The following is a 24,357-nucleotide window of genomic DNA, read 5'->3' as shown; positions in this document are numbered from 1 at the left end:
ATGCCCCACCTGATCGACCCGGGGGAGGTGGCGCTGCGCCTCGTGGCGTTCGCCGCCTGCGCCGCCCTCATGATCGCCGGCTGGCGGCGCGGGTGGCGGCCCTCCCTCAAGGCGACGCTGGCGGTCGCGCTCGCGCTGCGGGTCCTGCTGCTGGTCGTGGCGGGCGACTTCAAGCCCTACGACCTGCACATCGACTTCCACCGCGCGGGCGTGAACGCGCTGGAGCACCGCGACCCCATCCTGAACGCGCCGCAGACCGGCTGGAACTACCTGCCGACCTACGCGCTGTACCTGGCGACGAACGTGTTCGCCGAGCGCCATCTCGGCGTCCCGTGGATGGTCGTCAGCCGGATCGGGCCGATCCTGTTCGACCTCGGCGTGATCGTGCTGGTCGGGCTGCTGGCGTCGGCGCGGTTCCGCCCGACCGCCCGCTTCCTGTACGCCGCCAACCCGCTGACGGTGCTGGTGTCGGCGGTGCACGGCCAGATGGAGCCGCTCTGCCTGCTGTTCGCGCTCGGCGCGTTCGTGCTGGTGCTGCGCGGCCGGTTCGGCGACGAGGAGCCGGGAGCACCCGTGCCCGCGCTCACCGGCCGCCGCGTCCTGGCCGCCGGGGTGCTGATCGCGCTGGCGATCTCGGTGAAGACCTGGCCGGCGCTGTTCCTGCCCGCACTGCTGATCGCACTGCCGACGTGGGCGTACCGGGCGCGGCTCGTCGCGGCGATGGGCGCGGTCCTCGCGCTGCTGTTCGTCACGATGCCGCTGACCGTCGGCACGCCCGTCGCCAAGCTGCCCGAGGTCGCCGGCGTCATGATCGGCTACCACCCGGTCGTCGGCACGTTCGGGTGGACGTCGGTGGTGCTGTGGGCGCATCCCGTGCCGGCCGACCGGCTGCTGCACGACCCGCTGACGGTCGCGCTCGGCAGCGCCGGGTCGCTGCTCACCCTCGCCGCGATCGCGGCGGCGGTGTGGTGGTGGCGGCGCGCGCACCCGGTCGACCTGGCGATGGTGAGCGCGTCGGCGTTCCAGGTGGTGACGGCGTCGCACGGCGTGCAGTACCTGGAGTGGGCGGCGCCGTTCGCGATGGCGCGCCCGGCCCGCCGCACCGGCCTGATGACGGTCGCGATCGGCCTGTACGCCGGGTTCGGCTACCTGGTGATGACGATGACCCGCAACTGGGCCGCCGTCGCGCCCTACTACTACATGAGCAGCCTGCTGGTGATCGCGGCGATCGTGGCGGCGCTGCCGTGGGCGCGGCGCGTCTGGTCGCCGCCCGCCGCCGGCGGCCCGGACGAGGGGCGGGGCGAGCCCGCGCTGGCGGGCGCGGCGCGGTGACCGGCGCGCTGGCGGCGGCGGGACGCGTCCGCGGCGCGGAGCCGCCGGGCCGGGCGCGCCGGGCGTGGGCGCTCGTGCGCCGCCACCGGGTGGCGGCGGTGCTGCTCGTCCTCGCGGTCGCGCTCCGGGTCCTGGCGATGCTGGCGCGGCGCCCCGGCGAGGTGTACTGGTACGACTCCTACGAGTACCTGCGGTTCGCGCTCGACCCGAAGCCCGCCCAGGAACTGCATCCGGGCGGCTACGGGATGCTCCTCTGGCTGCTGCGGCCCTTCCACAGCATCGCCCTGATCGTCGCGTTGCAGCACCTGATGGGGCTGGCGGCGGGCCTGCTCGGCTACGCGACGCTGCGGCGCCGCGGCGTCGCGGGGTGGCTCGCGGCGGTCGCGATGGTCCCGGCGTGGTTCGACGTGGAGCTGCTGCACCTGGAGCACGCCGTCCTGTCGGACACGCCGTTCATGCTGCTGGTGACGGCGGCGGTGTGCGCGCTGCTGTGGTCGCCGCGGGTGTCGGTGCGGGCGGCGGCGCTCGCGGGGCTGCTGCTGGCGCTGTCGGCGCTGGTGCGGACGACGGCGCTGCCGCTGCTCGGCCTCGTCCTCGTCTGGCTGCTGCTGAAGCGGGCGGGCCGGCGGCAGCTCGTCGCCCTGGTGGCGGTGGCGGCCGTCCCGGTGGTGCCGTACGCGTTCTGGTACCACGCCGAGTACGGGCAGTACAAGCTCGCGGGCGGCGACGGGTCGGCGCTGTGGGCGCGGACGCGGACGTTCGCGGACTGCGCGAAGATCAAGCCGCCGCCGGCGGAGGCGCGGCTCTGCCCCGATCCGCGGATCACCGCGGACGCGGCGTCGGAGTACTTCTGGATCGGCGAGATCACCCGGCCGCCGGGGCGGGCCGCCAACGACGCGCTCGCCCGCTCGTTCGCGCTCCGCGCGATCAGGGCGCAGCCGCTCGACTACCTGCACGACGTGCTCGCCGACCTGTCGCTGACGTTCGCCTACCCGGCGAAGGCGCACCCGAAGCGGCTGCCGCCGGTGTACTACTTCACCGACGACGTCGAGCCGCTGTCGAACGAGCCGACGGCGCACGAGACGATGCGCGCCTACGACCCGTCGGTCCGCGACACGCGCCCGGTGGGGCCGTGGAGCGGGCTGCTGGTGGCGTACGGGCTGCACCTGCCGGGCCCGGCGCTCGGCGCGGTGCTGCTGCTCGGCGCCTACGGGGTCGTGCGGCGCGGCCGGGGCCCCGGCGCGCGCCTCGCGGTGCTGCTGCCGTGGGGGATGGCGGTGGCGCTGCTGGTGCTGCCGGTGGTGGTGCTGGACTTCGACCACCGGTACGTCATGCCGGTGCTGCCGGTCGCCGGGATGGCCGCCGCGCTGGCGTTCGCCCGCCGCCCGCTCGCGGCCGGGGACGGGCGGCCGGTGGAGCCGCCGGGGCCGTCAGGAGCGCTGCCAGAGCTGCAGGACTGAGTCCGAGGACCGCCACAGCAGCCGCCAGCCGGGCGTGATCGTCGGGTCGACGCCGTCGGAGCTCTGCGGTTCCTGGCCGCGCCAGTGGGTGTAGAGCAGCGGGCCGTCGGCGGCGCCGGCGGGCAGGGCGGGCGAGGTCTGCGGGAAGGTGTGCAGGGTGCCGTCCCAGGTCCGGGCGCCGGTGGGGGAGCGGACGTAGAACGACATGGTCTGGCCGAGCCGCTCGTCCGCCCAGATGTCGGTGACGCGGGTGTTGCCGTCCAGCCAGCCGCGCAGCTCGCTCCAGGCGTCGTCGCGGGGCTGCTCGGCGACCGTCCTGGCGGCGGGCACGAAGTAGGCGGCGGCGAGGACGGCGAGGAGGGCGGCGACGGCGGGGCGGCGGCGGTCGCCGAGGCGGCGGGCGAGCGGGGCGCCGTAGGCGCGGGCGAGCAGGACGGCCGAGCCGAGGCCGCCGGCGGCGAGGGCGGGCAGCACCGCGAACCAGTAGCGGGCGAGCCAGCCGCGCAGCGAGATGTCGTGCGGGTCGAGCAGGCCCGACAGCAGGGTGAGCGGCGCCCAGAGCGCGGCGAACCAGACCAGGGTGAGGGCGAGGCGCCGGTCGCGGGTGAGCGCCCAGCCGACGATGTTGAGGGCGAGCGCGGCGATGAACAGCGCGCCGAGCGGGCTCCAGTCGAGCATGGCGCGGAAGAACGAGCCGAGCGCGAGGGCGCGGGTGACCGGCTCGGAGGGGGCGCCGCCGTGCTCGGCGGCCGACCGCAGCTCGATCAGCGGGTCGCCGAAGACGGCCAGGTTGTGCAGCAGGTTGACGGCGAGGGTGCCGAGCATGGGGCCGGCGACCACGACGATGCGGCGGAGCGGGATGCGCAGCAGCAGCATCATGAACGGGATCGCGATGTACATGAACGCCAGGAACTCGCGGGCCAGGAACGCCGACCCGAAGCAGAGCCCGGCGGCGGCGAGCAGCCAGAGCTGGCGGCGCCCGGTGCGGCGGGCGGCGACGACGAGGCCGGCGACGCCGAGGGCGAACAGGCCGGCGCCGGGCATGTCCGGCAGGACCGCGCCGGTCGACCAGGTCACGTCGTGGCCGTAGGGGCTGACCGAGACGAAGAAGGGGTGGACGAGCAGCAGCGCGGTCGCGGTGAGCCCGACCGCGTCGCCGAACAGCGAGCGGACCGCCAGGTAGCAGCCGACGAAGAACAGGCAGCCGCTCGCCGCGGCGACCGCGGTGTAGGCGGCCTGCCCGTCGCCGAGCAGGAGCTGGGCGAGCTTGACCGGCAGCACCAGGCCCATGCGGGTGACCTGGTGGGGCACGTCGAGGAACGGCTCCTTGTCCAGGTCGATGTGCGGCCAGAGGTGCCCGGCGGTGAAGACGTAGTACGGGTCGGCGTACAGCGGCGGCGGCAGGATCGCCCACAGCACCGCCAGGCTCGCGGCGGCGACCAGCAGCGACAGCCAGAGGACGCGGCGGCGCGGCACCCATGACGGCAGCCACGCCGGGGCGGCCCACCGGGGGGACGCCCGCCCGTCCCGCGGCGGGCGGCGTGGCGCGTCGGACGTACGGGGTGTGATGCTGGTCACTGCTCGCCCTCGACTTCGACGGTCGGTGAAACCTCGACAGGATAACGGGTCACTGTTCCGTTTTGTACGCTCCCGTCCGGGTGGACGGCTGCATTCATCACCCCTGGCCGCCCGTGCTCACCTGGCTTTATGAGTTCTTCCTCAATTTTTGTCGCGCCATTGGCGGCGCGTTTTCCCGGACGCCTTTTCCGGGGCGTCGGGGAACCCGTCCGGAAAGGGCGGGACCGCCGACGCCGCGCGGCGGGCGCCGGTATCCGCAGGGGGGAGGCGGGAGAAGGGCGGGCGGCGCCGCGACCGGCGCGCCCGGGAACGGCCACCGTACCAATTCCGTGCCGGAGGCGGCGGGCGCGGCGGCGGCCCGGCGCGCGGGCCGGGCCCGCCGGCGGCGCCGATATGCGTACGTGCGGCGCGGCCCGGACCTCTACCCTGGACACATGTCCTCGCCCAGCCGCCACATCCTCACCGCGCCCGCCTGGCCGTACGCCAACGGGCCCCGCCACATCGGGCACGTCTCCGGTTTCGCGCTGCCCAGCGACATGTTCAGCCGCTACCAGCGGATGGCGGGCAACCAGGTGCTGATGGTGAGCGGCACCGACGAGCACGGCACCCCGATCCAGGTGCAGGCCGACAAGGAGGGCGTCACCGCCCGCGAGCTCGCCGACCGCTACAACGGCGTGATCGCCGAGGACCTGCGCGGCCTCGGGATGTCCTACGACCTGTTCACCCGCACCACCACCCGCAACCACTACGCGGTGGTGCAGGAGGTCTTCAAGGGCCTGTACGAGAACGGGTACGTCTTCCCGAAGACGACGATGGGCGCGATCTCGCCGTCCACCGGCCGCACCCTGCCCGACCGCTACATCGAGGGCACCTGCCCGATCTGCGGGTACGACGGCGCGCGCGGCGACCAGTGCGACAACTGCGGCAACCAGCTCGACCCGATCGACCTCATCGACCCGGTGAGCCGCATCAACGGCGAGACGCCGGTGTTCACCGAGACCGAGCACTTCATGCTGGACCTGCCGGCGTTCACCGACGTCCTCGGCCGGTACCTGAAGGGCAAGCAGGGCCAGTGGCGGCCGAACGTGCTGAAGTTCGCGCTGAACCTGCTGGACGACCTGCAGCCGCGGGCGATCAGCCGCGACCTGGACTGGGGCGTGCCGATCCCGCTGGAGGGCTGGCGCGACAACCCCGCCAAGAAGCTCTACGTCTGGTTCGACGCCGTCATCGGCTACTTCTCGGCGTCGGTGGAGTGGGCGCGCCGCACCGGCGACCCCGAGGCGTGGCGGGCCTGGTGGCAGGACCCCGAGGCGCTGTCGTACTACTTCATGGGCAAGGACAACATCGTCTTCCACGCCGAGATCTGGCCGGCGATCCTGCTCGGCTACGGCGGCCAGGGCGACCGGGGCGGGAAGCCGGGCTCGCTCGGCGCGCTGAACCTGCCGACCGAGGTCGTGTCGTCGGAGTTCCTGACGATGGAGGGCCGCAAGTTCTCCTCCTCGCGGCAGGTCGTCATCTACGTCAAGGACTTCCTGGAGCGCTACGACGTCGACGCGCTGCGCTACTACATCGCGGTCGCCGGCCCGGAGAACCAGGACACCGACTTCACCTGGTCGGAGTTCGTGCGCCGCAACAACGACGAGCTCGTCGCGGCGTGGGGCAACCTGGTGAACCGGTCGGTGAACCTGGCCGCCAAGAACGTCGGGGCGATCCCGGCGGCGGGCGACCTCACCGACGCCGACCGGGCGCTGCTGGAGCGCAGCCGCGGCGCGTTCGCGACGGTCGGCGGCGAGCTGGAGCGGTCGCGGTTCAAGAACGGCATCACCGAGGCCCTGGAGGTCGTCCGGGACGCCAACCGCTACCTGTCGGACCAGGCGCCCTGGAAGCTGAAGGACGACCCGGCGCGGGTGGAGTCGATCCTGCACGTGGCGCTGCAGGTCGTCGACGACGCCAAGACGCTGCTCACGCCGTTCCTGCCGAACTCCTCGCAGAAGGTGTACGAGCTGCTCGGCGGCGAGGGCGTCTGGTCGGGGATGCCGCGCATCGAGACGGTGTCGGAGGAGGGCGGCCCCGACTACAGCGTCATCACCGGCGACTACGCGAGCGCGGCGGCCCGCTGGGAGTCGGTGCCGATCCGGCCGGGCGTGCCGCTCGCCAAGCCGACGCCGCTGTTCACCAAGCTGGACTCCTCGGTCGTCGACGAGGAGCTCGCCCGCCTCGGCGGCGGGGAGTGAGCGGCGAGAACACCGGCAGCCGGGCGCCGCAGGCGTTCGCGGCGGCGCCCGAGCCGCTGCCGGTGGAGGTCTTCGACAGCCACTGCCACCTGGACCTGGTGGAGCTGCCGGTCGCCGAGCAGCTCGCCGCGGCGAAGGCCGCCGGCATCGCGCGGGTCGTCACGATCGGCGTGGACCTGCCGACGTCGCGGCTCTGCGCCGACACCGCCGCGGCGTTCGACGACGTGTACGCGGGCGTGGCGATCCACCCGAACGACACGACGGGGATCACCGAGGACGTCCTCGCCGACATCGCGGCGCTCGCCGAGCGGCCGGAGGTCCGGGCGATCGGCGAGACGGGCCTGGACTACTACCGCGACTGGGCGCCCAAGGACGACCAGCACCGCTCGTTCCGCGCGCACATCGCCATCGCCAAGCGCACCGGCAAGGCCCTGGTGATCCACGACCGGGACGCGCACGACGACGTGCTGCGCCTGCTGGCCGAGGAGGGCGCCCCGGACACGGTGGTGTTCCACTGCTTCTCCGGCGACGCCGAGATGGCGCGGACCTGCGCGGACGCGGGCTACGTGATGAGCTTCGCGGGGAACGTGACGTTCAAGAACGCCGAGCCGCTGCGCGAGGCGCTGCGGGTCGCGCCGCTGGACCTGCTGCTGGTGGAGACCGACGCGCCGTTCCTCACCCCGGTCCCGAACCGGGGCAAGCCGAACGCCTCCTACCTGATCCCGCACACCGTCCGGTTCATGGCCGAGGTGAAGGGCGTCGAGGTGGCCGAGCTCTGCGCGGCGATCGCGGCGACCGGGGAGCGCGTCTTCGGCCCCTGGTGACGGACCGCTCCTGACGTCCGGGCCGGAGGGAAGGGCGCCCTCACCTTCCGGCGCGTCCGACCTGTCCCTGCGGAACGGTACGGACCGCCCTTTTCGCCTGACCCGCCTTCCACTGCATTCCCGCAGGCCAGAGCCCTGTGGCCGGGGCGGGACGGGCCGGTGGCGCCGGAGCGTCGCGCGGAGCGGGTGGCGGACCCCGGCGTAGTGCCTCTAGTGTCTGGCCACCGAACGGGCCGTTCCCCCGCGGCCCGGCCGTCTCTGGAGGAAACCCACCGTGCGTCGTCCCCCCGCGACCGCAGCTCTCTGCGCCCTCGTCCTGCCCGTGGCCCTGCTGTCCTCGGGGTGCGGCGGGGACGCCGCCGCCAAGCAGGGCCCGTCCGCGCAGGCGCCCGCCTCGGACGCGCCGCGCGCCACCCCGACGCCGCGCCCCGTCGCCATCGTCATCGACGGCAAGCGCAAGGAGGTGCAGAGCACCGGCACCACCGTCACCGAGGTGCTGGAGCAGGCGCGGGTCGAGCTCGGCGAGTACGACCTGACGGCGCCGGAGCGGGACCAGCCGGCCGGCGACACCATCAAGATCACGCGGCTGCTGTCCAAGCCGGTGGTGAAGGTCGTGCGGACCGAGGCGCCCACCGTCAAGAAGAAGGACTCCTCGCTCGCGCCGTTCTCGCAGAAGGAGAAGCGGGCCGGCAAGGCGGGCGTGAAGGTCGTGAAGACGGCGCTGGCGATGCGCAAGGGCAGGAAGGTCCGCGTCGTCCTCGCCGTGAAGGTCAAGTCGAAGCCGGTCGCGCGGATCCTGCTCGTCGGACCGACCGTCGCGAGCGGCGGCGACGTCGCCAAGCTCAACTGGGCGGGCCTCGCCAACTGCGAGTCGCACGGCAACCCCAAGGCGATCAACTCCGCCGGCTACTACGGCCTCTACCAGTTCTCCCTGGCCTCGTGGGCGTCGGTGGGCGGCTCGGGCCGGCCGAGCGACGCCCCCGCCGCCGAGCAGACCTACCGGGCGCAGCTGCTCTACAAGAAGGTCGGCGGCCGCTGGCAGGGGCAGTGGCCCAACTGCGGGCGGTTCCTGTTCAGCTGACCTGACACAATCGTCGATGTGGGGGACTCAACGACGGACGCGGCGGACGCGGCGGAGACCGCGGGCCCGGCGCTGCTCGGGCCGGCCGACGTCCGCGAGCTCGCGGCCGCGCTCGGCATCCGGCCGACCAAGCAGCTCGGCCAGAACTTCGTCATCGACGCCAACACGGTGCGCCGCATCGTGCGCGCCGCCGACCTGGCGCCGGACGACGTGGTGCTGGAGGTCGGCCCGGGGCTCGGGTCGCTGACGCTCGCGCTGCTGCCCGAGGCGCGCCGCGTCGTCGCCGTCGAGATCGACGGCGGCCTCGCCGCGGCGCTGCCGGTCACCGTCGCGGCCCGCGCGCCCGGCCTCGCGGACCGGCTGGAGGTCGTGCGCGCCGACGCGCTCCGCGTCACCGGGCTGCCCGGCCCCGCGCCGACGGCGCTGGTGGCGAACCTGCCCTACAACGTCGCGGTGCCGGTCGTGCTGCACCTGCTGGCGGCGCTGCCGTCGCTGCGGACGGCGCTGGTCATGGTGCAGGCCGAGGTCGCCGACCGGATGACGGCGGCGCCCGGCGGCAAGGTGTACGGGGTGCCGTCGGTGAAGCTCGCCTGGTACGGGCGGGCCCGCCGGGCGGGCGCCGTCGGCCGGGCGGTGTTCTGGCCGGCGCCGAACGTCGACTCGGGCCTGGTCGCCTTCACCCGCGGCGAGCCGCCGGCGACGCCCGCGTCCCGCGAGGAGGTCTTCGCCGTCGTCGACGCCGCGTTCGCGCAGCGCCGCAAGACGCTGCGCGCCGCGCTCGCCGGATGGGCCGGATCGGCCGCCGCCGCCGAGGCCGCGCTGCGCGCCGCGGGCGTCGATCCGCAGGCGCGCGGGGAAACCCTGGACGTGGCCTCGTTCGCCCTGATCGCCCAGTATCGTCCTGAGGGCGTGCCGGATCGGAGCGAGGCGGAGGACCATGCTGAAGCGGAGGGGCCGGGCCGCGGCCCTGGTGGCCCTGGCGGTACTGGCCGGCGCGGCGGCGGGCTGCTCTAGCGGCGCCCGCGCCACCCCCAGGATCACCACGACGGCCCGCGCCGGGGTGGCGCCGGTGCCGCCCGCCAAGGGCGCCTTCTTCGGCGTGTGGACCCCCGACCAGCCCCTGACCGGCGCCGACGCCGCGGAACCCGACCGCAAGGGCGACCTGCCGCCCCTCACCCGCGTCAAGGAGATCGAGAAGGGCCTCGGCCGGCAGCTCGACATCGCGCCGGCCTACCACTCCTGGACGGCGCGGTTCCCCGACGAGGCCGACAAGGCGGTGCTGGCGAGCACCCGCTACCTGATGGTCACCTGGGCGAGCGCCGACACCAGGGAGATCGTCAACGGCCGCTACGACGCGCTCGTGCGCGAGCGCGCCCGCGCGCTGAAGGCCACCGGCAAGCCGATCTTCCTGCGCTGGGCGCGGGACATGGACAAGGAGTCGCTGGCGGCGCGGATCCACTCGGGCGCCGACTACGTGGCCGCCTGGAAGCACCTGCGGGCGATCTTCGCGGCGGAGCGGGTCGCCAACGTCGTGTGGGTGTGGTGCCCGACCGCGTCGGCGTTCCAGGGCCCGACGCCCGCCTCCTACCCCGGCGACGACCAGGTGGACTGGGTCTGCACCGACGCCCAGCCCGGCGGCAACTACGACTACCGCGACCTGGTCGACACCATCGGCCCCTTCCAGCGGTGGGCCGCCGGGCACCCCAAGCCCGTCATGATCGCCGAGTTCGGGGTGCCGCGGTCCTACGGCACCCGCCGCGCCGAGTGGCTCCGCAAGGCCGCGCAGACCTTGCAGGACCCGCAGGTGAAGGCCGTCGTCTACTTCAACTCCGACGAGCAGGCGCAGGACCCCCGCGACGACCGGCGCGGCTACGCGCTGACCGCCGACCCGCACGCCCTGTCGGCGCTCCGCGAGCTGGCGACCACGCCCTACTTCAACCCGCGGAACCTGCCGGTGACGAGCGGCGGCTGACGTCGCGCGGGCGCGGGGGCGGCCCGCCGTCCCGTACGCTTCGGTGCGTGACATCGGTGACCGTTCGCGTTCCGGCCAAGGTCAACCTCTGGCTCGGGGTGGGCCCCGTCCGCGACGACGGGTACCACGACCTCGTCAACGTCTTCCACGCCGTCTCGCTGTTCGACGAGGTGACGGCCGCGCCCGCGGACGCCCTCGCGGTGACCGCGGCGGCGGCGCCGGGCGCGCGGGTGGCGATCGAGGGCGTCCCGCTGGGCGGCGACAACCTGGCGGCGCGCGCCGCCCGGCTCGTCGCGGCCCGGCTCGGCGTGGAGCCGCGCGTGGCCCTGGCGATCCGCAAGGCGATCCCCGTCGCGGGCGGCATGGCGGGCGGCAGCGCCGACGCCGCCGCCGCGCTCGTCGCCTGCGCCCGCCTCTGGGACGACCCGGCCGACCCGAAGCTCGACCTCGACGCGCTGCTCGCGCTCGGCGCCGAACTCGGCAGCGACGTGCCGTTCGCGCTGCTCGGCGGCACCGCCGTCGGGCTCGGCCGCGGCGAGCGCCTCACGCCCGTCCCGGCCGCCGGCCCCTTCCACTGGGTGTTCGCGACGGCGGACGGCGGCCTGTCCACCCCGGCCGTCTACGCCGAGTGCGACCGGCTGCGCTCCGCCGAGGGCGTCCGGGCGGCCTGGCCGCACGAGCCGCCGGAGCTCGCGGCGGCGCTCGCGGCCGGCGACGCGGCGGCGCTCGGCGCGGCCCTCGGCAACGACCTGCAGCCCGCCGCGCTCATGCTGCGGCCCTCGCTGCGCCGCACCCTGGACGCGGGGGCCGCGCTCGGCGCGCTCGGCGCGCTCGTGTCGGGGTCCGGCCCGACGTGCGCGTTCCTCGCCGCGGACGCCGAGCACGCCGCCGACCTCGCCCGCGTCCTCGCCGCCGAGGGCGTCGCGCGCGACACCGTCCGGGCGCACGGCCCCGTCCCGGGCGCCACCGTGCTCGACGCGGCGGCGGAGTGAGCTGGAGCGAGGTGGAGTGAGGACGCCCGACGGGCACTAGCCTTGAGAGTGCCGTGAATCTGATCAATGTTGAGAACATCAGCAAGGCCTACGGGCCGAAGCCGCTGCTGGGCGGTGTCTCGCTCGGCCTGGACGAGGGCGACCGCGTCGGCGTCGTCGGCCGCAACGGGGGCGGCAAGTCCACCCTCGTGGCGATCCTGGCGCGCACCGCCGAACCCGACGAGGGCCGCGTCACGCACGCCCGCGGCGCCCGCGTCGGCTACCTGACGCAGCGCGACGCGTTCCCGCCGGACGCCACCGTGCGCTCGGTCGTCCTCGGCGACCGCGCCGAGCACGAGTGGGCGGGCGACACCCGCGTCCGCGACATCCTCGCCGGGCTGCTGGCGGACCTGGAGCTGGACGCGCCGCTCGCCGGCATGTCCGGCGGCGAGCGGCGCCGCGTCGCGCTCGCCCGGCTGCTCGTCCCCGAGTCCGACCTGCTGGTCCTGGACGAGCCGACCAACCACCTGGACATCGAGGCCATCGCCTGGCTCGCCGCGCACCTGAAGGGCCGCAAGGACGCGCTGCTGGTCGTCACCCACGACCGCTGGTTCCTCGACGAGGTCACCGACCGCACGTGGGAGGTCGTCGACGGCAGGGTCGAGCGCTACGAGGGCGGCTACTCCGCCTACGTCCTCGCCAAGGCCGAGCGGTCGCGGATCGCCGCCGCCACCGAGGCCAAGCGGCAGAACCTGCTCCGCAAGGAGCTGGCGTGGCTGCGCCGCGGCCCGCAGGCCCGCACGTCCAAGCCGAAGTTCCGGGTCGACGCCGCGCAGGCCCTCATCGCCGACGAGCCGCCGGCGCGCGACGCCGTCGAGCTGACCAAGTTCGCCACCGCCCGGCTCGGCAAGACGGTGTTCGACCTGGAGGACGTCACCGTCCGCCTCGGCGACCGCGACGTGTTCGCGCACCTGACGTGGCAGCTCGGCCCCGGCGACCGGATCGGCCTGGTCGGGGTGAACGGCAGCGGCAAGTCGACGCTGCTGCGGCTGCTGGACGGCGAGGTCGCCGCGTCGTCCGGCAAGGTCGTGCGGGGCCGCACCGTGCAGCTCGCGCACCTGTCGCAGAACCTCGAAGAGCTGGACCCCGCCCGGCGGGTGCTGGAGTCGGTGGAGGAGATCCGCCGCCGCATCACCGTCGGCAAGCGCGAGTGGACCGCGAGCCAGCTCCTGGAGCGCCTCGGGTTCGCCGGCGACCGGCAGTGGACGCCCGTCGGGGACCTGTCGGGCGGCGAGCGCCGCCGCCTCCAGGTGCTGCGGCTGCTCATGGGCGAGCCGAACGTGCTGCTGCTGGACGAGCCGACCAACGACCTGGACATCGAGACGCTGACCGAGCTGGAGGACCTCCTCGACGGCTGGCCGGGCACCCTCGTCGTCGTCAGCCACGACCGCTACTTCCTGGAGCGCATCACCGACCGCGTCGCGGCGCTGCTCGGCGACGGCCGCATCGCGATGCTGCCGGGCGGCGTCGACGAGTACCTGGAGCGGCGCGCGTCCGGAGGGGCGGTCACGCCGCGCTCGACCGCCGCCGCGCCGGCCCCGGCGCCCGCTGCCGCCAAGCCGAAGGCGGGCGGCGACTGGAAGGCCCGCAAGGAGCTGGACCGCCTGGAGCGGCGCCTCGACAAGCTCACCAAGCAGCAGGCGGCGCTGCACGAGCAGCTCGCCGAGCACGCCACCGACTACGGCAAGCTCCAGGAGCTCGACGGGCGGCTGCGGGCGCTGCAGTCCGAGGCGGCCGAGGTCGAGGAGGAGTGGCTGATGCTCGCCGAGGACATCGGCTAGCGCGGCGCGGGCGCCTCGGCGGGCTCGTCGAACGGGATGAGCAGGGACCGCAGCAGGCCCGCGAGGGTCTCGCGGTCGGCGGCGCTGAGGCCGTCCAGGATGCGGTGCTCGCGCTCCAGCAGGTGCGCGAACGCCGCGTCCACCCGGGTGAGGCCCGCCTCGGTGAGGCGCACCTGCACGCCGCGCTTGTCGAGCGGGTCGGGGTGGCGCTCCACCAGGCCGGCGGCGGCGAGCCGGTCGATGCGGTTGGTCATGGTGCCCGAGGTGACCAGGGTGGCGCGGAGCAGCCGCCCGGGGCTCAGCTGGTAGGGGGAGCCCGCGCGGCGGAGCGCGGTCAGCACGTCGAACTCCCAGGACTCCAGGTCGTGCGCGGCGAACACGTCGCGGCGCGCGCGGTCCAGGTGGCGGGCCAGCCGGGACACGCGCGACAGGACGTGCAGCGGCCGCACGTCCAGATCGGGGCGCTCGGTGCGCCAGGCATCGACCAGCCGGTCGACCTCATCTTGCATGCCTCCACCCTACCTGTCTTGATATCGAGACGACTTTCTTGACATCAAGATACAGCTGGGGCATCATCTCTCTTGATGTCGAGACAACCACGGGCCGTCTGGGACCCCGCGCAGTACGGGGCCTACGCCGCCGAGCGCGGCCGCCCCTTCGCCGAGCTGCTCGGCCGCGTGCGCGTCCCCGCCGCCCGCCGGATCGCCGACCTCGGCTGCGGCTCCGGCGAGCTCACCGCCACCCTCGCCGAGCGCTGGCCGGACGCCGGCATCGACGCCCTCGACGCCTCGCCCGAGATGATCGACGCCGCCCGCGCCCACGCGACGCCCCGGCTCCGCTTCGCCGTCGGCGACGTCACCGCCTGGGAACCCGGCGGCCGCTACGACGTCATCGTCTGCAACGCCGTCCTGCAGTGGGTTCCCGGCCACCTCGACCTGCTGCCGCGCTGGCTCGCCGCGCTGAACCCCGGCGGCCGCCTGGCCTTCCAGGTCCCCGGCAACTTCGCCGCCCCGAGCCACGCCCTGCTCCGCGAGCTGTGCGCCGCGCCGCGCTGGCGCGCCGCCTTGGACGGCGCCGTCCGCTCGGATCCGGTCCTCGACGCCCCCGGCTACCTGGACGCCCTCGCCCGCGACGGCTGGGCCGTCGACGCCTGGGAGACCACCTACACCCAGGTGCTGCAGGGCGACGACCCCGTCCTGGAATGGGTGAAGGGCACCGCCCTGCGGCCCGTCCTCACCGCCCTCGGCCCCGCCGACGCCGCCGAGTTCCTCACCGCCTACGCCGCGCTGCTGCGCGAGGCGTACCCGGCCGCCCCCTACGGGACGGTCTTCCCCTTCCGGCGCGTCTTCGTCGTCGCCGGACCCCCCTAGACAGGGTGCCGCCCCCCGCCGAGGGAATCCACAATCCCCTGGGGTGCACCTCCCGCGGCGGGCGGCATCCAACGAACCCCGGTCTCGTGACCCGAGCCGGCGACCCCGGCCGGCGGCCGCCCCGGACGAACTCCGGGCGGCCGCCGGTGTCCCCCTCGCCGAACGGAGATCCCGCCGTGCTGTCCGCGCTGCACCACGTCCAACTGGCCGCCCCGCCCGGATCCGAACCGGAACTGCGGGCCTTCTACGGCGGCCTGCTCGGCCTCACCGAGGTCGAGAAGCCCGCCGAGCTCGCCAAGCGCGGCGGCGCCTGGTTCCGCGGCCCGAACGGCCTGGAACTGCACCTCGGCATCGAGCAGGACTTCCGCCCCGCCCGCAAGGCCCACCCGGGCCTGCTGACCGCCGACCTGGACGGCCTCGCCGCCCGCCTCCAGGCCGCCGGCCACACCGTCACGCCCGACGACCTGTTCCCGGGCCACCGCCGCTTCTACGCCGACGACCCCGTCGGCAACCGCCTGGAGTTCCTCCAGCCGCTCTGACCCGCCGCTACCGGCGCGCCACCAGCGCCGCCGCGACCGTCAGCGCGCCCCAGCCGGCCGCCACCGCCGCCGCCTTGCCCCGCTTGTCGCGCGGCAGCAGCGTCCCGAGCACCACCGCGTCCCCGAGATCGGCCGCCACCCGCGACGCCACCGCGACGTCCAGCGGCCGCCCCGCCGGAGCCAGCGCCACCGCGAGCCCGCCCACCAGGTCCCGGGCGCCCACCGCCCGCGTCAGCGTCGCGACGCCCGGCAGCGGATCGCCCCACTCGTCCACCAGCCCGCACGGCCCGGCCAGCACCTCCGGCTTGACCAGCAGCGCGGCCGAATAGGCCGCCGTCAGCGCACCCACAGCGCGCACCAGAACACTCATGCCCCTCACCTTCCCCCGACCCCACCCCCTACGCCCCGCCGTCCCCTGACCGCCGCCTCGGCCCGCCGCAGCCGCCGTCCCTCCTGCCAGAAGAGGGCCACCGTGCCGGCCGCATAGGCCGGGAAGAGGACGGCCATGAACCAGTCCATCGCCCCACCCCCGACCAGGATGTTCAGCAGCTCCAGCATGCCGGTGAGGAGGAACAGGCCGGGCACGACCCACACGGCCCACCGGCGCACACGGCGGCGGTGCGCGACGTACCGCAGCACCGCCTCGTCAACGGCCGGATCGGCCGGCGCCCGCCCTTCCCGCACGGCCCGCCGGACCTGCTCCAGCGTCCCGTCGTCACCGGTGACGCCCGCCCGCCGCAGCCGCCGCCGATGGTTCGCCGAGACGAGCACGAACAGACCCGCCCCGAATCCGGCCAGGCACACCGCCATCCCCGCGCCGTACGCCACGCTCGCGCCACCGTGCGCCCCCCGGAACCGATCGAGGAGCACCTGACCCACGACGGAGGAGGCCAACACGACGACGACCGTCCCGATCATGGCGACGGGGGAGCGCACCACTGGAAGTCCCATGCCCTCGAAGATCCCCGCGAGACGCCCGGCAAACGGCGGTGGCCCGATGCGGACGATCTACCCGCGCGCCCGGATCGCCGTCTCGGAGCGGGACAGGGAGCGCAGCTCGCGCCAGTGCGCGATCGGGATGCCGACGGCCATCGCCGCCAGCACCGCCGAACACGCCCAGAACAGCCAGGAGGCGGTGCCGCCGTGCGCGGCGCGGAACACGGCGTTGAACGCCATCAGCGCGAGGAACGGCGGGAACGCCCAGATCGCGATCCGCGCGTACCGGCGCCGCCGCGCGATGTAGGCGAGCGCCGGCGCGTCGTCCGCCGGTTCCTCGGGCGCCGTGCCGCGCGTCGTGGCCCGGGCGATCCGCCGCATCGCGGCCTCGTCGGAGACGCCCGCCAGCCGGAACGTCCGCTCCAGCACGGCCAGCAGCAGCCAGCCGAACAGCACGAGCGAGACGACCACGGCAAGGCAGAACGCGCCGAACAGCACGCCCCGGACGGCGCCGTGCGCCTCCTGCGCCGCCCCGAACAGCGCCCCGGTGCCCGCGCCGAGCACTCCGAGGACGACGAACGCGGCGACGAGGACCGGCGGTTTGTTCCAGGGAACGCGAGGAGACGACATGATCGGAAGATCCCCGGAGGGCGGCCCGCAAACGGCGGTGGCCCGATGCGGCCTACAGGGTCGGGACCTCGGTGTCGATCTCGTCGAGGAGGTCCTCGGGGCCGGAGGCCGGACCGTCGTCGTCCCGGCGGGCCTTGCGGTGCGCCTTCTCGGCCCGCGCCGCGGCCTTCGCCTCGTCCTTCTCGGCCCGCGCCGCCGCCTTCTCCGCCCGCCGCTCCGCGCGCTCCTGCTCCTTGCGGCGCTGCCGCGGGTCCAGCGACGGCTTCGGCTCCAGGCCCGACAGGCCGTTCCAGGCGAGGTTCACCACGTGCGCGGCGACCTCCTCGCGCTTCGGCCGGCGCACGTCCAGCCACCACTGGCCGGTCAGCGCCACCATCCCGACCAGCATCTGCGCGTACATCGGCGCGAACCGGTCGTCGTAGTCGTGCCGGTCCAGCTCCTGCGCCATCAGGTGCTCGACCTCACCGGCGATCTCCGACAGCAGGCTCGCGTAGCTGCCCGTGCCGGTGCCGCCGTGCGAGTCGCGCACCAGGATCCGGAACCCGTCCGGATGCTCCTCGATGTACTCCAGCAGCGCCAGCGCCGCCTTCTCCAGCTTCGTCCGGTAGTGCACCGCCGACGTCAGCGACTCGGTCACCAGGGCGAGCAGCTGCTCGAACTCGCGGTCCACCACGACGGCGTACAGGCCCTCCTTGCCGCCGAAGTGCTCGTAGACGACGGGCTTGGACACCCCGGCCGCGGCCGCGATCTCCTCGACGGACGTGCCGTCCAGGCCGCGCTCGGCGAAGAGCGTCCGCCCGATGTCCAGCAGCTGCTCGCGGCGTTCCTTGCCGGTCATCCGTTTGCGTCGGGATCTGGGAGCGGGTTCAGTCACGGTGTCAATTGTGGTGGTCACTCAGGCTGCTTTGCGCGCTTTGCCGCGAGCCGGTCCTCGTTCGGCCAGCGCACGTCGTGCGCCCAGCCGGCCTTCTCGAACAGGGCGATGATGCGGGCGCTGATGTCGACCTGCCCCTTCAGCACCCCGTGCCGCGCGCAGGTCGGGTCGGAGTGGTGCAGGTTGTGCCAGGACTCGCCGAGCGAGGGGATGGCGAGCCACCACACGTTGCGCGACCGGTCGCGGACCTGGAACTCCTCCTTGCCGAAGGTGTGGCAGATCGAGTTGATCGACCACGTCACGTGGTGCACCAGCGTGATCCGCACCAGCCCGGCCCAGAACAGCGCGGTGAGCGCGCCCTGCCACGACCAGGTGAGCAGCCCGCCGAGCGCCGTCGGCAGCAGGAACGACAGCGCGACCAGGCCGGGGAACCAGCGGTGCAGCACGACGAGGTCGCGGTCGTTCAGCAGGTCCTTGGCGAACCGCTGCTTGGAGGTGACGTCGCTGTGGAACAGCCACCCGTAGTGCGCCCAGCCGAGCCCCTTGGCGAGGGCCTTCCAGTCGTCCCCGAACCGCCACGGCGAGTGCGGGTCGAACTCCTTGTCGGAGTGCTTGTGGTGGCGCCGGTGGTCGGCCACCCACGTGATGACCGGCCCCTCCATCGCCATCGACCCGGCCACCGCCATGAAGATCTTCAGCGCCCGGTTCGCCTTGAAGGACCCGTGCGTGAAGTACCGGTGATAGCCGACGGTGATGCCGCCGGCCGAGATCAGGTAGAAGACCGCGGTGAGCGCCACGTCCGTCCACCCGAGGAACCGGCCCCAGGCGAGCGGGACCGCGGCGAGCAGCGCGAGGAAGGGCACGCCGGTGAAGGCGGCGATGAGGAGCCGCTCGCCGTTGCGGCGGTGGGTCTGCTCCAGCTCCGGCCGGCCCTGCGGCAGGGGAGGATCGACGACGGGGGCTGTGGTCATGCGGCACCGCTTTCCTGCTGGTAGGGGAGCCTTACCTACGCAACCGTAACCTACGCAACCGTAGGTTGCACAGGTCCGATGGGTAAAAACCGTGGTCGGAGGGGTGGTGGACGGGCAATACTCACTCACCGGAAAGTCCGCCCTGACCAGGAGGTGACCCTGATGACGGCTCTCGACCGGCGGCGCCGCGCCGCGCTCGCCCGCGACGCACTGGACGGTCTCTCGGTAGGGGACGCGTTCGGGGATCAGTTCTTCCTGCTCGCCAACCGGGACGTCTCCCGGGCGTCCGGCCTGCCCCCGGCCCCCTGGGCCTGGTCGGACGACACGCAGATGGCTTGCTCGGTCCTCGCCGTTCTAAACCGCTGCGGCCGTGTAGAACAAGACATTCTGGCCGAATACTTTGCGAACCACCTCGACCTCGGCCGCGGATACGGCTACGGCGCCGCCCTCCTCCTGGAGCGCGTCCGGACCGGAACCCCCTGGCGGGAGGCCGCATCCGACCTCTTCGACGGCAAGGGCTCCTTCGGCAACGGCGCCGCCATGCGCGTCGCCCCCCTCGGCGCTCACTTCAGCGCCGACCTCGCCGAGACCGCCCGCCAGGCGACCCTGTCCGCCGAGGTCACCCACGCCCACCCCGAAGGCATCGCCGGAGCCGTCGCCGCCGCCGTCGCCACCGCCCACGCCACCGCCCGCCGCGGCACCCGCCTCGACCCCCGCGACCTCCTCACCACCGCCCTCGACCACACCCCCGCCACCTACGTCCGCCGCGGCCTCGCCACCGCCCTCCGCCTCCTCGACGCCACCCCCGCCGAAGCCGCCCACGCCCTCGGCAACGGCAACCGCATCTCCGCCCAGGACACCGTCCCCTTCGCCCTCTGGGCCGCCGCCACCCGCCTCACCGACTACGAGTCCGCCGTCCGCGCCTGCGTCGCCGTCGGCGGCGACATGGACACCACCGCCGCCATCGCCGGCGGCATCGTCGGCGCCCACCTCGGACCCGCCGGCCTCCCCGACGGCTGGACCGCCGCCCGCGAACCCCTCCCGGACTGGATCGATCACCCTGCGGAGTAGTGCCGTCACGAAATGTCAGAGGGTCCGCGTAACGTCCCGGCCATGGCCAAGCCCCTCGCCAGGACCCGCGCCCGCGAACTCCGCGCCCAGGGCCGCTCCTACAACGAGATCGCCGCCGAACTCGGCATCTCCAAGAGCACCTGCTCCCTCTGGCTGCGCGACATGCCCCGCCCCATCGACCGCACCGAGCACGTCCGCCGCATCCAGGCCGCCCGCCGCCCCGGCGACGAGCGCCGCAGGGCCGCCACCACCGCCCGCCGCCTCGACACCAAGCTCACCGCCGCCCGCGAGATCGGCCCTCTCTCCACCCGCGACCTCCTCCTCGCCGGCGCCATCGCCTACTGGTGCGAGGGCGCGAAGAACAAGCCGCACCAGCGCGTCGATCGCATCGACTTCATCAACAGCGACCCCGCCCTGATCGCTTTCTTCCTCCGCTTCCTCAAGGCCGCCGGTGCCCGGCGCGAGCAGATCCGCCTCCAGGTTCAGATCCACGAGACGGCCGACCTGCTGGCGGCCGAGCGTTTCTGGGGAGAACTGACCGGAGAGGGGCCCGACCGCTTCAACGTCCCGGGGATCAAGCCCGCGAATCCGGTGACGAAGCGGAGGAACATCGAGGAGGGATACCGAGGCTGCCTGCGCATCACTCTTCGCGAGAGCGCCGAGCTCTATCACCGCATCCACGGGTGGTCGCACGCCGCGATGGCGTACGGGGCCTTGACGGCGGGACGCCGACCGGAAACGCTCGGGCTCGTTCCGGCGCTTCCGTACGGAGAGTCAAGGGTCAGGGCGCTCGAACTGAGGCGTGCCGGCATGGACAGGCGGGCGATCCAGCATGCCCTCCGGATACCTGACATGGTTCGACTCGGGCAGCTGCTCAAGGGCGAACCGCCGGCGTCCGCCTGGCTCGAGCGGGCGACAGCCCGCGAACGCGTCGAGGAACAGGCGCATGAACTCCGTGCTCAGGGTTGGGGCCATCGCCGCATCGCGGAGCACCTGGACGTTCCCCGATCGGAGATCCGGCTGCTGCTGGAGGACCGGCCAGGTGCACGGGAGGAAGAAGCCGCATCGGGTGATGCTCGCGCGGCCGGCATCCGGGCCTACTGGAAGGAGAGGTCGCGGCAGCTCGCCTTGGAACGTGAGCAGATCTCGGCTGCTGCCGCCGCTGAGATCGGCGACCTGGGACGTCGCGAGCTCCTGATGCTGGGCGCGCTCGCCTACTGGTGCGAAGGCGCTAAGGACAAGCCCTATCAGAGGCGTGAAGGCGTGGCCTTCGTCAACAGCGATCCGGGTCTCGTCGCGCTCTTCGCCGGGTTCCTCGGAGCCGCCGGGATCGATCGTGCGCGTTGGAAACCCCGGGTACTGATCCACGAATCGGGTGACCTGGCGCAGGCGGTCGCCTTCTGGGCCGGCGTTCTCGGGGTGGCGGAGGCGGACTTCCGCAAGGCGACCATCAAGAGGCACCGGCCGCGTACGGACCATAGCGAACGATCCGATTACCGGGGCTGCCTCCGCTTGGACGTCGCGAAGGGAACCGATCTCTACCGGCGGATCGAGGGATGGGCGCTCGGAACGCTCCTCGGCGAGACGGGCGCACGCTCGCGCTGGACGGAGGAGGCGACGCCGACCGGTGATCTACGTTAACGAATCGGCCGCCGGCGCCGGAACCGGTATCGTGGCGGCCGGGTGCGGCGAGGCCGGTGACGGCCGGACCCGCTCGGCCTTCCCGGGTCGTCTAACGGCAGGACAGGGCGTTTTGGTCGCTCTAATGAGGGTTCGATTCCTTCCCCGGGAGCACGATTGTCCGGTTTATTCCCAGGAGGGGGCTGACCCGCGCTCCTGCGTGTCCGGGCGGGGGCGGGGTGACAGATCCGGCGGGGCCGGTATCCTTCGGGTGTCGGGTGAGCTGGGGCGTAGCCGTGCCCCGGGGCGGTGGTGCAGCCGCCGGCCGCCCGTGCCGATCCCTTTCCGCCTGCGATGCCGAGGAGCCTCTTCGTGAGTGCGAGCCGCCCGGCTGCCGTCATCGTCCTCGCCGCGGGCGAGGGCACCCGGATGAAGTCCCGGACTTCCAAGATCTTGCATGAGCTGGCCGGCCGGTCGATGGTCGGGCATGTGCTGGCCGCCGCCGGGGAGCTGGAGCCCGAGCGGCTGCTGGTGGTGGTGGGCCATCGGCGGGAGCAGGTGGTGGAGCATCTGGCGCGGGTGGCGCCGGAGGCGGTGCCGGTGGTGCAGGAGCGCCAGGGCGGTACGGGCCATGCGGTGCGGATGGCGCTGGAGCAGGTGGGCGAGCTGCCGGGGACGGTGGTGGTCACCAACGGGGATCATCCGTTGCTGCGGGGTGCGACGCTGGCGGAGCTGGTGCGGGTGCACGAGTCCGAGGGCAACGCGGTGACGGTGCTGACGACGGAGATGCCGGACGCGGCCGGTTACGGGCGGATCGTCCGTGAGGGTGACGGTGCGGTCGCGGCGATCGTGGAGCACAAGGACGCGTCGGCGGAGCAGCGGGCGGTCCGTGAGATCAATGTGGGGATGTACGCGTTCGACGGGAAGGCGCTGGCGGACGCGTTGCGGCGGGTGACGACCGACAATGCGGGTGGTGAGGAGTATCTCACCGACGTGGTCGGGATCCTGCGGGGCGACGGTCTGCGGGCGGGGGCGTTCCTGGTCGGGGACTGGGTGGAGACGCAGGGCGTCAATGACCGGGTGCAGCTGGCGCAGGCGCGCCGGCAGTTGAACGACCGGATCCTGGAGGCGCACATGCGCGCCGGGGTGACGGTGGTGGATCCGGGGTCGACGTGGATCGACGTGCAGGTGGTGGCGGAGCCGGACGCGGTGGTGCGTCCGAATACGCAGCTTCATGGTGAGACTCGTCTCGGTGAGGGTTGCGTGGTGGGGCCCGGGTGCACGTTGACGGACACGGTGGTGGGTGCGGGCGCGGTGGTGGTGAACGCCGTGTGCGAGTCGGCCGAGGTGGGTCCGGAGGCGTCGGTGGGGCCGTTCGCGTACCTGCGTCCGGGGACGCGGCTGGGCCGGAAGGCGAAGGCCGGGACGTACGTGGAGATGAAGAACGCGCAGGTGGGCGAGGGCTCGAAGGTCCCGCACCTGACCTATGTTGGTGATGCGGAGATCGGGGTGGGCTCCAATATCGGGGCGAGCTCGGTGTTCGTGAACTACGACGGTGTGAGCAAGCACCGGAGCGTGATCGGTGATCACGTGAAGGTGGGCAGCGACAACATGATCGTGGCTCCGGTGTCGGTGGGCGACGGTGCCTACACGGCGGCGGGGTCGGTCATCGTGAAGGACGTTCCTGCGGGGGCGATGGCGGTGGCGCGTGGTCAGCAGCGCAACGTCGAGGGGTGGGTCGAGCGCAAGCGCGCGGGGACCCCTTCGGCGGAGGCGGCGCGGCGGGCCAGGCAGGACGGTGCGGGCGGGGAGTGACCGTCCGCGCGGTCCGGGTAAGGGTGTCCTGGGTCCTCCCCCCGGAGGGCGCAGGGGTGGCAGAACATTGAGGGGGAGTTGTCGCGCGTGAGTGGGATCAAGGCGAGTGGCCAGAAGAAGCTGATGCTCTTCACCGGCCGGGCCCACCCGGAGCTGGCGAGGGAGGTGGCGGACAACCTGCATGTGGAGCTGACGCCGACCTCGGCGTACGACTTCGCCAACGGTGAGACGTTCGTGCGGTTCCTGGAGTCGGTGCGCGGGTCGGACGCGTTCGTGATCCAGAGCCACACGGCCCCCATCAACCAGTGGATCATGGAACAGCTGATCATGGTGGACGCGCTGAAGCGGGCGTCGGCGAAGCGCATCACCGTGGTGGCGCCGTTCTTCGGGTACGCCCGGCAGGACAAGAAGCACCGCGGGCGGGAGCCGATCTCGGCGCGGCTGATGGCGGACCTGTTCAAGACGGCGGGCGCGGACCGGCTGATCACGGTGGATCTGCACACGGCGCAGATCCAGGGGTTCTTCGACGGCCCGGTGGACCATCTGTTCGCGCTGGACCTGCTGGCGGACCATTTCGAGTCGCGGCTGGACCTGTCGCAGGTGACGGTGGTGGCGCCGGACGCGGGCCGGGTGCGGGTGACCGAGCGGTGGTCGGACCGGCTGGGCGGCGCCCCGATGGCGATCATCCACAAGAAGCGCGATCCCGAGGTGGCCAACGAGGTCAAGGTCTTCGACGTGGTCGGTGACGTGGCCGGGCGGACGTGCGTGGTGGTCGACGACATGATCGACACCGGTGGCACGATCGTGAAGGCGGCGGACGCGCTGTTCGACCACGGGGCGACGAAGGTCGTGGTGGCGGCGACGCACGGGGTGCTGTCGGGTCCGGCGGTGGACCGGCTGAAGAACTCGCGGATCTCCGAGGTGGTGCTGACGAACACGCTGCCGATCCCGGAGGAGAAGCGGTTCGACAAGCTGACGGTGCTGCCGATCGCGCCGCTGGTGGCGCGGGCGATCAACGAGGTGTTCAGCGACGGTTCGGTGACCAGCCTGTTCGGCGGTCACAGCTAGCCGTCCGCTCGGGGAGGGCCCGGGTCCGCGTGCGCGCGGGGCCGGGCCCTTCGCCGTGGGGCGGCGGGGAGATGCCCTGTTGGCGTCGGGCGCGGCGGCCATCGGCTAGGATGGCGGAATCCGCGTATGCCCCGGGTCGTCGAGTGCGGTGGTCGTGCAGGTCCCGTGTC

Annotated in this window: 22 protein-coding genes and 1 tRNA gene; 16 read left to right on the top strand and 7 right to left on the bottom strand. The window is 73.5% G+C overall.

Features of this window, described 5'->3' with window-relative positions:
* Entirely contained in the window at positions 1–1,332 is a 1,332-nt protein-coding gene (locus K1Y72_RS04630) for a glycosyltransferase 87 family protein (protein WP_220163495.1), read from the top strand.
* Positions 1,329–2,792: a hypothetical protein gene (locus K1Y72_RS04625; RefSeq protein WP_220163494.1), complete on the top strand. Its 1,464-nt coding sequence runs from the start codon at positions 1,329–1,331 to the stop codon at positions 2,790–2,792. The genes K1Y72_RS04630 and K1Y72_RS04625 overlap by 4 nt, the downstream gene beginning before the upstream one ends.
* Here the strand turns inward: K1Y72_RS04625 and K1Y72_RS04620 are convergent.
* Positions 2,763–4,370, bottom strand: a complete 1,608-nt coding sequence (locus K1Y72_RS04620) for a glycosyltransferase family 39 protein (RefSeq protein WP_308286899.1) — start codon at positions 4,368–4,370, stop codon at positions 2,763–2,765. The genes K1Y72_RS04625 and K1Y72_RS04620 overlap by 30 nt on opposite strands.
* A 434-nt stretch (positions 4,371–4,804) precedes the next feature.
* On the opposite strand from K1Y72_RS04620, the gene metG reads away from it, so the two are divergent.
* From metG to K1Y72_RS04585, 7 genes are all read left to right on the top strand, one after another.
* Positions 4,805–6,604, top strand: a complete 1,800-nt coding sequence (metG, locus tag K1Y72_RS04615; protein ID WP_220163493.1) for a methionine--tRNA ligase — start codon at positions 4,805–4,807, stop codon at positions 6,602–6,604.
* Entirely contained in the window at positions 6,601–7,428 is an 828-nt protein-coding gene (locus K1Y72_RS04610; protein WP_220163492.1) for a TatD family hydrolase, read from the top strand. Before metG ends, K1Y72_RS04610 begins: the two co-directional genes overlap by 4 nt.
* Before the next feature lie 274 nt (positions 7,429–7,702).
* On the top strand, positions 7,703–8,509 hold the full coding sequence (locus K1Y72_RS04605; RefSeq protein WP_220163491.1) for a resuscitation-promoting factor: 807 nt from the start codon (positions 7,703–7,705) through the stop codon (positions 8,507–8,509).
* Positions 8,510–8,527: 18 nt separating this feature from the next.
* Complete coding sequence (gene rsmA, locus K1Y72_RS04600; protein WP_220163490.1) at positions 8,528–9,523, top strand: 16S rRNA (adenine(1518)-N(6)/adenine(1519)-N(6))-dimethyltransferase RsmA; 996 nt, start codon at positions 8,528–8,530, stop codon at positions 9,521–9,523.
* The gene (locus K1Y72_RS04595; protein WP_258571880.1) at positions 9,447–10,481 is read left to right on the top strand and encodes a glycoside hydrolase family 26 protein; all 1,035 of its coding nucleotides are present in this window, start codon (positions 9,447–9,449) and stop codon (positions 10,479–10,481) included. The genes rsmA and K1Y72_RS04595 overlap by 77 nt, the downstream gene beginning before the upstream one ends.
* Positions 10,482–10,537: 56 nt before the next feature.
* Positions 10,538–11,473: a 4-(cytidine 5'-diphospho)-2-C-methyl-D-erythritol kinase gene (locus K1Y72_RS04590; RefSeq protein ID WP_220163671.1), complete on the top strand. Its 936-nt coding sequence runs from the start codon at positions 10,538–10,540 to the stop codon at positions 11,471–11,473.
* A 53-nt stretch (positions 11,474–11,526) separates the two neighbouring features.
* The gene (locus K1Y72_RS04585; protein ID WP_220163488.1) at positions 11,527–13,293 is read left to right on the top strand and encodes an ABC-F family ATP-binding cassette domain-containing protein; all 1,767 of its coding nucleotides are present in this window, start codon (positions 11,527–11,529) and stop codon (positions 13,291–13,293) included.
* Here K1Y72_RS04585 and K1Y72_RS04580 read toward each other — a convergent pair.
* Positions 13,290–13,802 (bottom strand): MarR family winged helix-turn-helix transcriptional regulator, encoded by a 513-nt coding sequence (locus K1Y72_RS04580; RefSeq protein WP_220163486.1) that lies wholly within the window; start codon positions 13,800–13,802, stop codon positions 13,290–13,292. The two genes, K1Y72_RS04585 and K1Y72_RS04580, sit on opposite strands and share 4 nt — an antisense overlap.
* 75 nt (positions 13,803–13,877) lie before the next feature.
* On the opposite strand from K1Y72_RS04580, the gene K1Y72_RS04575 reads away from it, so the two are divergent.
* Both K1Y72_RS04575 and K1Y72_RS04570 read left to right on the top strand, forming a co-directional pair.
* A complete protein-coding gene (locus K1Y72_RS04575) occupies positions 13,878–14,663 on the top strand; it encodes a trans-aconitate 2-methyltransferase (RefSeq protein WP_220163484.1) in 786 nt (261 codons plus the stop codon).
* Positions 14,664–14,839: 176 nt separating this feature from the next.
* Entirely contained in the window at positions 14,840–15,202 is a 363-nt protein-coding gene (locus K1Y72_RS04570; RefSeq protein WP_308286898.1) for a VOC family protein, read from the top strand.
* 7 nt (positions 15,203–15,209) lie between these two features.
* Here K1Y72_RS04570 and K1Y72_RS04565 read toward each other — a convergent pair whose 3' ends face one another.
* The 5 genes from K1Y72_RS04565 to K1Y72_RS04545 form a co-directional block, all read right to left on the bottom strand.
* Positions 15,210–15,572: a hypothetical protein gene (locus K1Y72_RS04565; protein ID WP_220163482.1), complete on the bottom strand. Its 363-nt coding sequence runs from the start codon at positions 15,570–15,572 to the stop codon at positions 15,210–15,212.
* A 5-nt stretch (positions 15,573–15,577) separates the two neighbouring features.
* Complete coding sequence (locus K1Y72_RS04560) at positions 15,578–16,120, bottom strand: hypothetical protein (RefSeq protein WP_220163480.1); 543 nt, start codon at positions 16,118–16,120, stop codon at positions 15,578–15,580.
* A gap of 90 nt (positions 16,121–16,210) precedes the next feature.
* On the bottom strand, positions 16,211–16,768 hold the full coding sequence (locus K1Y72_RS04555) for a hypothetical protein (protein ID WP_220163478.1): 558 nt from the start codon (positions 16,766–16,768) through the stop codon (positions 16,211–16,213).
* A 52-nt stretch (positions 16,769–16,820) separates the two neighbouring features.
* A complete protein-coding gene (locus K1Y72_RS04550; protein WP_220163475.1) occupies positions 16,821–17,606 on the bottom strand; it encodes a TetR/AcrR family transcriptional regulator in 786 nt (261 codons plus the stop codon).
* 53 nt (positions 17,607–17,659) lie between these two features.
* Complete coding sequence (locus K1Y72_RS04545; RefSeq protein WP_220163474.1) at positions 17,660–18,613, bottom strand: acyl-CoA desaturase; 954 nt, start codon at positions 18,611–18,613, stop codon at positions 17,660–17,662.
* A gap of 162 nt (positions 18,614–18,775) precedes the next feature.
* Here K1Y72_RS04545 and K1Y72_RS04540 point away from each other — a divergent pair, with 162 nt between their 5' ends.
* From K1Y72_RS04540 to K1Y72_RS04520, 5 genes are all read left to right on the top strand, one after another.
* Complete coding sequence (locus tag K1Y72_RS04540) at positions 18,776–19,684, top strand: ADP-ribosylglycohydrolase family protein (RefSeq protein ID WP_220163472.1); 909 nt, start codon at positions 18,776–18,778, stop codon at positions 19,682–19,684.
* A gap of 42 nt (positions 19,685–19,726) precedes the next feature.
* On the top strand, positions 19,727–21,325 hold the full coding sequence (locus tag K1Y72_RS04535) for a hypothetical protein (protein WP_220163469.1): 1,599 nt from the start codon (positions 19,727–19,729) through the stop codon (positions 21,323–21,325).
* Between the two features lie 80 nt (positions 21,326–21,405).
* A tRNA-Gln gene (locus tag K1Y72_RS04530) sits at positions 21,406–21,476 on the top strand.
* 200 nt (positions 21,477–21,676) lie between these two features.
* A complete protein-coding gene (glmU, locus tag K1Y72_RS04525) occupies positions 21,677–23,119 on the top strand; it encodes a bifunctional UDP-N-acetylglucosamine diphosphorylase/glucosamine-1-phosphate N-acetyltransferase GlmU (protein WP_220163467.1) in 1,443 nt (480 codons plus the stop codon).
* An 87-nt stretch (positions 23,120–23,206) separates the two neighbouring features.
* The gene (locus tag K1Y72_RS04520) at positions 23,207–24,187 is read left to right on the top strand and encodes a ribose-phosphate diphosphokinase (RefSeq protein WP_220163465.1); all 981 of its coding nucleotides are present in this window, start codon (positions 23,207–23,209) and stop codon (positions 24,185–24,187) included.
* Positions 24,188–24,357 lie beyond the last annotated feature (170 nt).

The organism is Actinomadura parmotrematis, assembly GCF_019458805.1.
Classification (GTDB): Bacteria; Actinomycetota; Actinomycetes; order Streptosporangiales; family Streptosporangiaceae; genus Spirillospora; species Spirillospora parmotrematis.
Note: the sequence above shows the minus strand (reverse complement) of the source record. Positions and strands in the feature narration are given on the sequence as shown.

What these genes read in the sequence shown, in the direction of transcription:
- K1Y72_RS04630 (WP_220163495.1), top strand. Translation starts at nt 1, where the DNA reads ATGCCCCACCTGATCGACCCGGGGGAGGTGGCGCTGCGCCTCGTGGCG.
- metG (WP_220163493.1), top strand. Translation starts at nt 4,805, where the DNA reads ATGTCCTCGCCCAGCCGCCACATCCTCACCGCGCCCGCCTGGCCGTAC.
- K1Y72_RS04595 (WP_258571880.1), top strand. Translation starts at nt 9,447, where the DNA reads ATGCTGAAGCGGAGGGGCCGGGCCGCGGCCCTGGTGGCCCTGGCGGTA.
- K1Y72_RS04580 (WP_220163486.1), bottom strand. Translation starts at nt 13,802, where the DNA reads ATGCAAGATGAGGTCGACCGGCTGGTCGATGCCTGGCGCACCGAGCGC.
- K1Y72_RS04575 (WP_220163484.1), top strand. Translation starts at nt 13,878, where the DNA reads ATGTCGAGACAACCACGGGCCGTCTGGGACCCCGCGCAGTACGGGGCC.
- K1Y72_RS04565 (WP_220163482.1), bottom strand. Translation starts at nt 15,572, where the DNA reads ATGAGTGTTCTGGTGCGCGCTGTGGGTGCGCTGACGGCGGCCTATTCG.
- K1Y72_RS04560 (WP_220163480.1), bottom strand. Translation starts at nt 16,120, where the DNA reads ATGATCGGGACGGTCGTCGTCGTGTTGGCCTCCTCCGTCGTGGGTCAG.
- K1Y72_RS04555 (WP_220163478.1), bottom strand. Translation starts at nt 16,768, where the DNA reads ATGTCGTCTCCTCGCGTTCCCTGGAACAAACCGCCGGTCCTCGTCGCC.
- K1Y72_RS04550 (WP_220163475.1), bottom strand. Translation starts at nt 17,606, where the DNA reads ATGACCGGCAAGGAACGCCGCGAGCAGCTGCTGGACATCGGGCGGACG.
- K1Y72_RS04545 (WP_220163474.1), bottom strand. Translation starts at nt 18,613, where the DNA reads ATGACCACAGCCCCCGTCGTCGATCCTCCCCTGCCGCAGGGCCGGCCG.
- K1Y72_RS04540 (WP_220163472.1), top strand. Translation starts at nt 18,776, where the DNA reads ATGACGGCTCTCGACCGGCGGCGCCGCGCCGCGCTCGCCCGCGACGCA.
- K1Y72_RS04535 (WP_220163469.1), top strand. Translation starts at nt 19,727, where the DNA reads ATGGCCAAGCCCCTCGCCAGGACCCGCGCCCGCGAACTCCGCGCCCAG.